The following is an 11991-nucleotide window of genomic DNA, read 5'->3' as shown; positions in this document are numbered from 1 at the left end:
GCGATGCCACGAAAAGCGCCTTGCATGCGGGGGATCGGCTGATGTTCCACTACTACCTTGACCTGGCCTGGCGGCGTTGCCGGCAGGGGCCGTCGATGGTCCTGCTGCTGGTCCTGACCATGGCGATCGGGATCGCCTCGTGCATGACGGCGCTGACCATCTTCGGCGCGCTGTCCGGCGAGCCGTTGCCGGGCATCAGTCCGTACCTGCACGTGGTGACGATGGATGCCCGCGAGGCGGTCGACGCCAACAACAACGATTACGACAAGCCGGACGGCTATCTCAACCTGACGGATGCGAAGGCGCTGGTCGATGCACAGCGGGCGCGCCAGCAGGTGGCGCTGGCGCAGAGCTATACGCTGGTCGGTCGCCCCGACGGCAAGCAGTCCGACCAGGTGCAGGGGCTGATGGCCCATGGCCCGGTGCTGGCCATGTTCGGCGTGCCGCTGCGCCATGGCCGGTCATGGACCGCCGAGGAGCAGGCGGCCCAGGCACCGGTGGTGGTGATCGACAGCGCGCTGGCGCAAAAGCTGTTCGGCACGGAGGACGCGGTGGGCCGCAGCGTGTCGCTGGGCAGCGGCAGTTTTCGCGTGGTGGGGGTCAGCGCGCCGTGGAAGCCGCGCACGCAATTCCTCGACGTGCCGCGCAACCAGGGCAACGTGCTGGGCCAGCCGGAACAGTTCTTCGTGCCGGCGCAGGCGGCGCTGGCCGCGGGCGTGGGCCCGCTGACCGCGGGGGAATGCGGCAAGGGCGCGGCGATCGTCAGCTTCCAGTCGGCCGAGGTGGACAAGTGCCGCTGGCTGGAAGTGTGGGCGGCGCTGGATACGCCGGCGACGGTGGCTGCGTATGCCCGGTTCGTCGCGGGCTACGCGGATGCGCAGCATGCGGCCGGGCGTTTCGTGTATCCGCCGCAGGCCGCGCTGTACGGCGTGCCATCGTGGATGAGCATGAACCACGTGGTGCCCGACGACGTCGGCCTCAACCTGGCGCTGGCCGGCGCCTTCCTGCTGCTGTGCCTGGTCAACGTGGCCGGCCTGCTGGCGGCGCGCTTCCTGCGCCGGCAGGCGGACGTGACGATTCGCCGTGCGCTGGGCGCGTCGCGGCGCAACGTGTTCGCGCAACACCTGGTCGAGACCGGCGTGCTCGGCCTGATCGGCGGCGCGCTGGCCCTGCCGCTGACCTGGCTGGGGTTGTGGATCGTGCGCATGCAACCGGTGGCCTATGCCGACGCGGCGCACTTCAGTGTTTCGGCATTCGCCGCGCTGCTGCTGTTGTCGCTGGTCGTCGGCCTGGTGGTGGGCATCCTGCCGGCCTGGCGCGTGTGCCGCCAGCCGCCGGCCATGCAGATCAAGCTGGGCTAGGAGCGTGGGCGGTAGAAACACAAGCGGCTGCGGCTGCGTGGTTTTGGCCAGCTTTTCCGCTCCTTTTCGTTGAATAGCTACGGCTATTCGCCTCAAACGATCGAAAAATCTGACTCAAAAACCACTTTGCCTCGCTCACTTGGTTTCTACCGCCCACGCTCCTAGGGGAACGCGATCATCATGCGACACATCATCCAACCGCTCTTTCGTCATCGCCTGATGCCGCTGCTGGTGCTGCTGCAGGTGGCGCTGGCCTGTGCGATCGCCTGCAACGCGCTGTTCCTGCTGCAGCAGCGACTGGTGCCGATCCTGGCGCCGGACGGCATCGGCCAGCCGGAGAAGCTGGTCGTGGCGTGGAACATCGCCTCGCGCGGCAAGCCGTGGCCGCCGAGCCGGCTGCGCGAGGTGCAGGCGTCGCTGCGTGCCATAGCCGGAGTCGCCGCGGTGGGTCTGGCCGGTTCGCTGCCGATGGAGACCAGTGCCCAGATGAACGGTGACGTGATCGGCGAGGGGACCGGCATCCAGGCCGATGCGGCGGTCTACATCGGCGATCACCTGCGCGAGGCGCTGGATCTGCAACTGGTTGCCGGCCGCGATTTCAGCGCGACCGAGCAGGGCATCGACTACCAGGACGTGGGCATCAACCAGAGCGGCCCGGCGATCATCACGCGAGCGTTGGCCGATCGCCTGTTCCCCGATGGCCATGCACTCGGAAAGGTGGTGCGGATTGGCCGGGACGCGGATGCGGCGCGGCGCACCGTGGTCGGCGTGGTCGAGCACCTGATGCGCAACAAGCTGGAGCAGGACAACCGCAGCAACATCGACTACAGCATGCTTTTCCCCGGCGTACCCGGGCAGTGGCCGATGCCGGTGTTCGCCGTGCGGGCGGGGGCGGAAGGCGATGCCGAGCGCGTGCGCCAGGCCGTCAAGGCCACCATCACGCGCGAGCTGGGCGTGGAGATGATCCAGGGCTTCGAGCCGACCTACCAGATGTACGCCGACATGCGCGCGAACATGCTGGCCAAGTCGAAGGCGGCGGTGTGGCTGCTGTCCGGGGTCAGCCTGGTGGTGCTGATCGTGGCCCTGGTGGGCATCATGGGGCTGACCGGCTACTGGGTGCAGCAGCGCACGCGGCAGATCGGCATCCGGCGCGCACTGGGCGCGCGCCGCGTCGACATCCTGCGCCACGTGCAGATCGAGAACCTGCTGGTGGTGGGTGCCGGCATCGTGCTCGGCATGCTGCTGGCCTATGCGGTGAACCTGTGGCTGATGCGCCACTACGAGTTGTCGCGCCTGCCGTGGATCTACCTGCCGTTCGGCGCCGCGCTGATGCTGGTGCTGGGCCAGCTGGCGGCGCTGGCGCCTGCGCGTCGCGCCGCCGCGGTGCCGCCGGTGGTGGCGACGCGGTCGGCATGAATAACCGGTCCCGGGTGTACGCATGACCATGGTCATGGCAACCTTTATCGCTGGAGCGGCATCCATGTCCGCATGTGCAGAAAAAAGATGACACGTACCGTACTGATCATCGACGACAACCCGGCCGTGGGCGAGGCGCTGTCGCTGGCGTTGTCGTTGCACGAGATCCGCGCGCTGGTGGCGCTGACCCCGGACGAGGGGCTGGCGCTGCTGCAGCGCGAAGCGGTCGACGTGGTGATCCAGGACATGAACTTCACCGCCGACACCACCTCGGGCGAAGAGGGCGTGGAGCTGTTCCGTGCGATTCGCGAGCAGCATTCCGACTTGCCGGTGATCCTGCTGACCGCGTGGACGCACCTGGAAACCGCGGTGGAACTGGTCAAGGCCGGCGCCGCCGATTACCTGGCCAAGCCGTGGGACGACAACAAGCTGCTGGCCACGGTGGAAAACCTGCTGGAATTGTCTGAGTCCACCCGCGAGGTGAACCGGGGCCGCCGCGAGCGGCGCCAGCGACGCGAGATGCTGCAGAAGAAATACGACCTGGACAGCCTGGTGTTCGCCTCCGAGGCGATGGCCCGCACGCTGGATCTGGCCTGCCAGGTGGCGCGTTCGGATGTGTCGGTGCTGATCACCGGTCCGAACGGCACCGGCAAGGAGCGCATCGCGGCGATCATGCATGCGAACTCGGCGGTGAAGCGCGGCCCGTTCGTGGCGGTGAACTGCGGTGCGTTGCCGGGCGAGCTGATCGAGGCTGAGCTGTTCGGTGCCGAGGCCGGCGCGTATACCGGCGCCAACAAGGCGCGCGAAGGGCGTTTCGAACTGGCCGATGGCGGCACCCTGTTCCTCGACGAGATCGGCAACCTGCCGCTGCCGGGCCAGATGAAACTGTTGCGCGTGCTGGAGACCGGCCAGTTCGAGCGGCTCGGCTCGGGCAAGACGCGGCAGGCGAAGGTGCGCGTGCTGTCGGCGACCAATGCCGATCTCAAGGCGATGATCCAGGCCGGCACGTTCCGCGAGGATCTGTACTACCGGCTCAACGTGATCGAGGTGAACCTGCCGCCGCTGGCCGAGCGCAACGACGACATCCTGCCGCTGGCCGAATTCTTTCTGGACGGCCGCGCCGAACTGGGCGAGGCGGCGCGTGATGCCTTGCTGGGCTATCCGTGGCCGGGCAACGTGCGCGAACTGAAGAACGCGATCGAGCGCGCCGCCCTGCTGGCCGGTGGCAACGTGATCACGCCGGAGCTGCTCAACCTGCCGCAGCACGTGACCGCCGCCGCGGCGCGCAATCTCGACGAGCCCAGTCGCGAGACGGTGGAGGCGGCCCTGCACAAGGCCGGCGGCGTGGTCAGTCGCGCTGCGCAGAACCTGGGCCTGTCGCGCCAGGCGCTGTACCGGCGCATGGAGCGCTACGGTCTGGCGACCACGGCCTGAGCGGGCTCGCGATGGAAGAAAACCACAGGAAGTGTTTTTCTTCACCGACTCCGAGCGCTGTTCTGTGATCGGCATGCTTGCTCTTGACCATGAGGCGTAGAAAGATGGCGATCGGTATCCAGTGGGGGGAACGTCATGCGATATCGCCTGATCATTTTCTTGTCGGCCGCGCTGATCGGCGGGACGGCGATGGCGCAGACGCCACCCGCGCTGCGCAGCGACCTCAGCCTGCTGCCTGCGTCCAGCAGCAGTTCGTCGGACTATCGAGCCGGCTCGCTGGCGGTGCCGGGCGACGGCAACAGCAGCCCGTTCCGCTTCAGCGACGGTCGCGAGGGCGAGGCGTGGAACAAGGCGCCGCCGCGGCCGATGGATCGCGACGCGGTGCTCGGCACCGAGCGCGCCTGGCTGGGCGGACGCCCGCCGCTGGACTGCGCGATGACTCCCCACGACGCCAGGTGTCATTGATCGGGCGCTTTTCCCGCGAGGAGAACGGCCGATGTGGCGTCGCCTGAACTCGCTGCGCGGTCGGCTGACCCTGCTGCTGGCGGTGGCCGCCTTCGCCGGCGCGGCGATCTACGCGGGCGTGACCCAGTGGCCGCTGCCACAACTGCTGGTGTGGATGCGCAAGGACCTGGCCCTGTCCATCCGTGCGCCGATGCAACTGGGCATCTATGGCGGCCTGCTGGCCAGCGCGCTGGTGCTGTTGCCACTGGCGTTCTGGCTGGCCGGTCAGGTGATGGCGCCGGTCAGCCGCCTGTTGCGTGCGCTGGAAGGCGCGGTGGCCAGCTATCGCGACGGCGATTTCAGCTTCTCCATCGCGATCAATCGGCGCGACGAGCTGGGTGAGCTGATCCGCATGCACAACGCGCTGGGACAGACCCTGCGCGAACAGCGCCAGCATCTGGTGCAGCGCGAGTTGCTGCTGGACACGGTGGTGCAGAACACCCCGGTGGCCCTGGTGCTGACCGATTCGTCCGGTCGCGTCGCCTACGCCAACATCGCCTCGCGGCATCTGTTCAACGAAGGCCGCAGCCTGCACGGACTGGATTTCGCCGCGTTGCTGGTGGACGCCCCGGAGGCCCTGCGCAAGGCCGTGGAGACCGGCGAGGACGCCCTGCTCAGCGTGGAGATGGAAGGCAGCGAGGAAATCTTCCACCTGTCGCAGCGTGCGTTTCGTCTGCAGGGGCGCCCGCATCGGCTGCACCTGTTCCGGCGCATGACGCGCGAATTGTCGCGGCAGGAAGTGGCGACGTGGAAACGGGTGATCCGGGTGATCAGCCACGAGCTCAACAATTCGCTGGCGCCGATCACCTCGCTGTCGCACTCCGGAGCGGAACTGGCCCGGCGCGGCCAGCTCGACCGGCTGCCCGGCGTATTCGCCACCATCGGCGAACGCGCGCTGCACCTGCATCGTTTCATCGCCGGCTACGCCAGCTTCGCCAAGCTGCCCACGCCGCAGCCGGTGAGCGTGGTGTGGCAGCCGTTCCTGGATGGCCTGGCGCTGCATTGCCAGTACCGCCTGGCCACCGCCGTGCCCGAGCAACCCGGGCATTTCGACGCGGTGCAGATCGAACAGGTGCTGATCAACCTGATCAAGAACGCGCACGAGTCCGGCGGCCCGGAAGACGAAGTCACGCTGTCCCTGCTGGAAGTCGGCAACGAGCTGCGCATCGAGGTGGCCGATCGCGGCCCCGGCATGAGCGAGACGGTGCTGGCCCAGGCCCTGCTGCCGTTCTACTCGACCAAGCGCTCCGGCACCGGCCTGGGCCTGGCGCTGGCCCGCGAGATCGCCGAAGCGCACGGCGGCCGCGTGCTGCTGGCCAACCGCGAGGGCGGCGGCCTGCGGGTGAGCCTGCGCCTGCCGCAGTCCCGATAAGCATCCGCTCGCCTATACTCAAGCCTTCTTCAGGGACAAGGGGTGGGCAATGGGAATCGGACAGCTGCTTGCGCTGGTCATCGTGGTCGTCGTCATCATCGGCGTGGCCAAGCTGGTGCGCATCGTGCCGCAGGGCTTCGAGTGGACGGTGGAAACGTTCGGCAAGTACACCCGCACGCTGAGTCCCGGGCTGCATTTCCTGATCCCGATCTATCAGGCGGTCGGGCGCAAGATCAACATGATGGAGCAGGTGCTGGACGTGCCGTCGCAGGACGTCATCACCAAGGACAACGCGGTGGTGCGCGTCGACGGCGTGGTGTTCTACCAGGTGCTGGACGCGTCCAAGGCCGCGTATGAGGTCTCCAATCTGGAGCAGGCCTCGCTGGCGCTGATCATGACCAACATCCGCACCGTGCTGGGCTCGATGGACCTGGATGAAAGCCTGAGCCAGCGCGACGCGATCAACGCCAAGTTGCTCAAGGTCGTCGACGAGGCGACTCATCCGTGGGGCGTCAAGGTCAACCGCATCGAGATCAAGGACATTGCGCCGCCGCGCGACCTGGTCGACGCGATGGCGCGGCAGATGAAGGCCGAGCGCGAGAAGCGCGCCAACATCCTCGACGCCGAGGGTTTCCGCCAGGCCGCGATCCTCAAGGCCGAGGGCGAGAAGCAGTCGGTGATCCTGGCCGCCGAAGGCGAGAAGGAGGCTGCCTTCCGTGCCGCCGAGGCGCGCGAGCGTTCGGCCGAGGCCGAGGCGAAGGCCACCTCGATGGTGTCCGAGTCGATCGCCAACGGCAACGTCAATGCGCTGAATTACTTTGTCGCCAACAACTACGTCGATGCGCTGAAGGAAATGGCCAAGTCGCCGAACCAGAAGATGCTGCTGCTGCCGATCGAGGCAACCGCCATCCTCGGCTCGCTGGCCGGCATCGCCGAACTGGCGAAGGAATCGCTGGGCCAGCAGCAGAAGCCCACCGTCGTCCAGCCGCCGCTGCGCTGAGGGCACGACCATGTGGGAATTGTCGACGCATTACCTGTGGTGGATCCTCGCGCTGCTGCTGATCGCGGGCGAGCTGCTGTTGCCGGGCTATTTCCTGCTGTGGATCGGCCTGGCCGCCGCCGCGATGGGCGTGGTGCTGTGGGCGGATCCGACGCTGGGCATGCTGGCCCAGGCGATCCTGTTCGGGCTGCTGGCGTTCGCCTTCTGCGTCAGCTACGCGCGCTGGCTGCGACCGCGGCTGGAGCGTCGCGTGTCCGGTGGCGAGCGGCTCAACCGGCGCGCGGAGCAGCTGATCGGCCAGCGTTATCCGTTGATCGAGCCGATCGTCAACGGTCGCGGCAAGGCCCGGGTCGGCGACGGCCAGTGGCTGGTCAGCGGCCCCGACCTGCCAGCAGGTGCGGTGGTGGAAGTGGTGGCGGTCGATGGCACCACCTTGCAGGTACGCGCGACGGCATGAGCGCGGGCGACGTCATCAGCCAGCAGCAGTTCGCCACCACGGCCATCACCACGCGCATCGCGTTCGCGCTGGAACTGGCGCGGCGGCTGCACCAGTACGGCACCACCGCGCCGCGGCTGGAGATGGCCGTGGCCGGGGTGGCGCAGCGCCTTGGCCTGTCGGCCGATGTGTGGTCCAGTCCCACCGCCATCATCATTTCCTTCTCCGACCTGGCCCAGGGCGGCGAGGAAGGCGTGGCGCAGACCACCCAGGTGATGCGGCTGGCGCCGGGCGAGGTGAACCTGGAGCGGCTGTGCCGGGCCGACGACATCGCCGATCGGGCGATCGCCGGCGAGTTGGACCTGCGCGAGGGCTTTCGCCTGATGCGCGAGCTGGGGCGGCCGGACACGCGGCGCGAGAAGATCGGCTCGATCGTCAGTTACGGCCTGTCGGCGGCCAGCATCGCGGCGCTGTTCCTGCACAGTTCCTGGGTCGACCTGGTGGTGGCGGCGGTGATCGGCGTGATCATCGGCTGCATCACCCTGCTGGCCGGCAGCAGGCCGCAACTGGCGGTGGCCAGCGACGCCATCTGCGCCCTGGTGGCGACCACGGTGGCGATCGTGGTGAGCGCCTTCGTGGTGCCGCTGGCGATCAAGTCGGTGGTGCTGGCCAGCCTGATCATCCTGGTGCCGGGCATGTCGCTGACCACCGCGGTGCGCGAGATATCCAGCCAGCACCTGGTCTCCGGCATGGCGCGCATGGGCGGCGCGATGTCGACCCTGCTCAAGCTCACCTTCGGCACCATCGCGGCGACCCAGTTGTGCGCCGCGTTCGGCATCAAGGCGCGCGACTTCGCCTTGCCGGCGCTGCCGACGTGGACCGATTACCCGGCCCTGCTGGTGGCGGCGATCGCCTTCGCGATCCTGTTCCGGGCGGCCAAACGCGACTGGCCGGTGGTGATCGTGGCGGTGGTGGTCGGCTACCTGGCCACGCGCTGGGGCGGCCAGATCTCCAGCTCGCTGTCTGGCGCGCCGGTGGGCGTATTCCTGGGTGGCCTGCTGCTGGGCGCGATGGCGAACGTCTACGCCCGTTACGCGCAGCGGCCGGGCGCGGTCATCCGCGAGCCCGGCATCCTGTTGCTGGTACCCGGCAGCGTGGGCTTCCGCAGCGTGTCGTTCCTGATGGAACGCGATACCACGCTGAGCCTCGACACCGGCCTGTTGCTGATCACCCTGCTGGTATCGCTGGTGGCGGGACTGATGTTCGGCGACCTGCTGATCTCGCCAAGACGCTCCCTGTAAATCAAAAGTCGCCGAAGTCACAGACGTCAAAATGCCTGCGACCCACCCCGAAGACAAACCCGCACGGCACGATCGCCTCCTCCCCTGCAAGGCAGGGGAGGATTGAGGTGGGGTCGCTCTTGCTGGTTCAAGCAAGATCAAGAGCACCCCCTCCTGACCTCCCCCTGCGTTGCAGGGGGAGGAACCGCGGATATGCCTCGCGTGATGAATCGACACCGCATTGTTCAGCACAAAAAAACGCCGACCCAAGGCCGGCGTTTTTCATTACCCGATGAAACCGGCGATCAGATCGCCAGATCCTTTTCCTTCTTGCCGGCTTTCAGCGCGTCGTTGAACCAGTGCGGGCGCTTGCCACGACCGGACCAGGTCTGCGCCGGATTGGCCGGGTTGCGATACTTCGGAGCCACCGTGCCGGTGCTGCGCTTGGCCTTGCCGCGGGTGCTGCCGAAAATGTCCTCGAAGGCATAACCCTCGGCCTTGATCAGCGCGTGCACTTTCTCGCGCAGCTTGACCACCTTTTCCTTGCGCAGCTCGTTCTGGCGGACCTGCGCCTTGGAGATGAGGTCATTCAGCTGGTTGTGATTGAGGTTCTTGATATCGACGGCCATGAGTGACTCCCGGTTGAGCTTGTGAATAATGATCTGGTTATGTGCCGAAGGCATTATGGGGAATGCATCGGCGTGACTTGAAATTGTTGCAATTCTTATTCTCGCTTATTCGCCGAATCCTTGTAAAGCGCGCGGGTTTGTGAAACGTTCTTCACATTAACCGGTTAATCGCAGCGCATTCCAATAAGCGATTTGCGACCCGTTTCACCGTTGCGCACAAGGAAACGGCCGCACAAGGCGGCCGTTCCGGTCGGTACACCAGTGCCGTGGTCAGGCGAGCAGGGCAAACAGTTCGTCTTCGCCCAGCGAACGGCTTTCGCTGTCCTCGCGGCCGCGATATTCCAGCGTGCCGGCTGCCAGTCCACGTTCGCTGACGACCACCCGATGCGGAATGCCGATCAGCTCCATGTCGGCAAACATGCTGCCGGCGCGCACGCCGCGATCGTCGAGCACGGCCTCGATGCCGCGTTCGCCCAGCGCCTGGTACAGCGCTTCGGCGGCCGCGCTGACGGCCGGCGAATGCTTCGGGTTGATCACGCAGACGGCGACGCGCCACGGCGCCATCGCCTCGGGCCAGACGATGCCGGCGTCGTCGTGACGCTGCTCGATCGCCGCGGCGACGATGCGGCTGACGCCGATGCCGTAGCAGCCCATGGTCATCACCTGCAGCTTGCCGGTTTCATCGACCACGCTGGCATCCAGCGCCTCGGCGTACTTCGTGCCCAGCTGGAACACGTGGCCGACCTCGATGCCGCGGGCGATGTGCAGCACGCCATGACCGTCGGGCGACAGGTCGCCTTCGACCACGTTGCGCAGGTCGGCGATGCGGGTGATGCGGGCATCGCGTTCCCAGTTGGCGCCGCTGTAATGCGTGCGATCGGCATTGCCGCCGCAGACGAAGTCGGCGAGCACGGCGGCGTCGCGATCGACGATGACGGGGATGGATTCGGGCAGGCCGACCGGGCCGATGAAGCCGGGGCGCGTACCGGTGGCGGCGAGGATTTCCTCCTCGCTGGCCAGCACGGACTCATCGGGCAGCTCGGCCAGCTTGCCGGCCTTGACCTCGTTGATCTCGTGATCGCCGCGCAGGCACAGCGCGACCAGCCCGTCGCGACCGCGCACCAGCAAGGTCTTCACGCATTGCCGCGGGCTGACCTTGAGGAAGGCGGAGACGTCGTCGATGGTCTTCTGGGTGGGCGTGTCCACGCGCTGCAGCGTGGCCGCGGCAGCAGGGCGCGCGGCGGCGGGCGCCAGCGCCTCGGCCTTCTCCAGGTTGGCCGCGTAATCGGAGCCGTCGGAAAACGCGATGGCATCCTCGCCCGAATCGGCCAGCACCTGGAATTCATGGCTGGCGTTGCCGCCGATCGCACCGGTATCGGCCTGCACCGCGCGGAAGGTCAGGCCGAGGCGGGTGAACACGCGCGAATACGCCTGGTACATCGCCGCGTAGGTTTCGGCCAGCGACTCCTGGGTGAGGTGGAAGGAGTAGGCGTCCTTCATCAGGAATTCGCGGGCGCGCATCACGCCGAAACGGGGGCGGATCTCGTCGCGGAACTTGGTCTGGATCTGGTAGAAGTTCACCGGCAGCTGCTTGTAGCTTTTCAGCTCGTTGCGGGCGTAATCGGTGATCACTTCCTCGGCGGTGGGCGCGTAGCAGAATTCCTGCTCCTTGCGATCCCTGATCTTCAGCAACTGCGGACCGAACTTCGCCCAGCGGCCGGTTTCCTCCCACAGCTCGCGGGGCTGGATGGTCGGCATCAGCAATTCGAGCGCCCCGGCGCGATCCATTTCCTCGCGCACGATGCGCTCGACCTTGCGCAGCACGCGCAGACCCAGCGGGCTCCAGGTGTACAGGCCGGAGGCGAGCTTGCGGATCATGCCGGCGCGCAGCATCAGCTGGTGGCTGGCGATTTCGGCGTCGGCAGGGACTTCCTTGACGGTGGCCAGATGGAATTGGCTGAGGCGCATGACGGGTGGTTCCGGCGTGGTGGAAACGCCTAGTGTAGCGGCCGGCCGCCAGTCACGCCCGAGGCGTCATGCCGGCCCGGCCGCCGATTCGCGGCGCCGGGCCAACCGCGGCTTAGCGGGCCTGCTGGCAGAACTGGTCGTATTGCGCCTGGGCCGAGGCGACCTGCTGCTTGCGCTGGGCATCGTCCAGCGCCACCGACTTGCCGTTCTGCTGCATCACCACCGGGCCGCCGCCCTGCAGTGCGCCGATGTTGGATTTCAGCGTGGCGCACAGACTGGCCCGGTTTTCCGGGGTATCCGCCACCGGCTGGGCGGGTTGCGCCGGGGCTTCGCGCGCACCGGCCGTTTCGCTGGTCGGTGGCGGAGCCAGCGGCTGCGCGGTGCCGGTGGTGGTCACCTTTTCGAACTTGGTGCCCTGCGCCGGTGGTGCTTCGGAGTAATGCACGGTGCCGCTGGCATCGGTCCATTTGTAGACCTGAGCGGTGGCCAGTGGTGCCAGCAGCAACAGCGCCACGGCAATCAGCGAACGACGCATGGTGTTCTCCATTTCCAGGGAATAATCAGGTTTACCTTGTTAACACTCCACCGGTC

The 11991-nt window shown here is 67.1% G+C and carries 11 protein-coding genes; 8 read left to right on the top strand and 3 right to left on the bottom strand.

Annotated features, from left to right (window positions below; all coding sequences use genetic code 11):
- The first annotated feature begins 41 nt into the window (after positions 1–41).
- From AC3A56_RS04000 to AC3A56_RS03965, 8 genes are all read left to right on the top strand, one after another.
- Positions 42–1361 carry an ABC transporter permease gene (locus tag AC3A56_RS04000; protein ID WP_487769404.1) on the top strand — a complete coding sequence of 440 codons (1320 nt, stop codon included), beginning with the start codon at positions 42–44 and terminating at the stop codon, positions 1359–1361.
- Between the two features lie 180 nt (positions 1362–1541).
- Positions 1542–2777, top strand: a complete 1236-nt coding sequence (locus tag AC3A56_RS03995; protein WP_487769403.1) for an ABC transporter permease — start codon at positions 1542–1544, stop codon at positions 2775–2777.
- Between the two features lie 87 nt (positions 2778–2864).
- A complete protein-coding gene (locus tag AC3A56_RS03990; protein WP_487769402.1) occupies positions 2865–4211 on the top strand; it encodes a sigma-54-dependent transcriptional regulator in 1347 nt (448 codons plus the stop codon).
- 135 nt (positions 4212–4346) lie between these two features.
- Positions 4347–4676, top strand: coding sequence for a hypothetical protein (locus AC3A56_RS03985; protein WP_056717513.1), 330 nt, complete (start codon positions 4347–4349; stop codon positions 4674–4676).
- Positions 4677–4707: 31 nt separating this feature from the next.
- Positions 4708–6087, top strand: coding sequence for a sensor histidine kinase (locus AC3A56_RS03980; RefSeq protein WP_204110674.1), 1380 nt, complete (start codon positions 4708–4710; stop codon positions 6085–6087).
- A gap of 49 nt (positions 6088–6136) precedes the next feature.
- Entirely contained in the window at positions 6137–7087 is a 951-nt protein-coding gene (locus AC3A56_RS03975; protein WP_487769401.1) for an SPFH domain-containing protein, read from the top strand.
- Between the two features lie 10 nt (positions 7088–7097).
- A complete protein-coding gene (locus AC3A56_RS03970) occupies positions 7098–7544 on the top strand; it encodes an NfeD family protein (protein WP_056717516.1) in 447 nt (148 codons plus the stop codon).
- Positions 7541–8824, top strand: coding sequence for a threonine/serine exporter family protein (locus tag AC3A56_RS03965; protein WP_204110677.1), 1284 nt, complete (start codon positions 7541–7543; stop codon positions 8822–8824). Before AC3A56_RS03970 ends, AC3A56_RS03965 begins: the two co-directional genes overlap by 4 nt.
- A gap of 284 nt (positions 8825–9108) precedes the next feature.
- Here AC3A56_RS03965 and AC3A56_RS03960 read toward each other — a convergent pair whose 3' ends face one another.
- The 3 genes from AC3A56_RS03960 to AC3A56_RS03950 all read right to left on the bottom strand — a co-directional run bounded on the left by AC3A56_RS03960 (position 9109) and on the right by AC3A56_RS03950 (position 11935).
- Positions 9109–9432, bottom strand: coding sequence for an H-NS histone family protein (locus tag AC3A56_RS03960; protein ID WP_056717518.1), 324 nt, complete (start codon positions 9430–9432; stop codon positions 9109–9111).
- Between the two features lie 270 nt (positions 9433–9702).
- Positions 9703–11400, bottom strand: a complete 1698-nt coding sequence (locus AC3A56_RS03955) for a proline--tRNA ligase (protein WP_007810051.1) — start codon at positions 11398–11400, stop codon at positions 9703–9705.
- Between the two features lie 112 nt (positions 11401–11512).
- Positions 11513–11935, bottom strand: coding sequence for a DUF4124 domain-containing protein (locus AC3A56_RS03950; RefSeq protein ID WP_235580675.1), 423 nt, complete (start codon positions 11933–11935; stop codon positions 11513–11515).
- Positions 11936–11991 lie beyond the last annotated feature (56 nt).

Source organism: Rhodanobacter sp. Soil_C_14, from assembly GCF_057657335.1.
The sequence above is the reverse complement of the archived record's forward strand: the minus strand, read 5'-3'. Positions and strand labels throughout refer to the sequence as shown.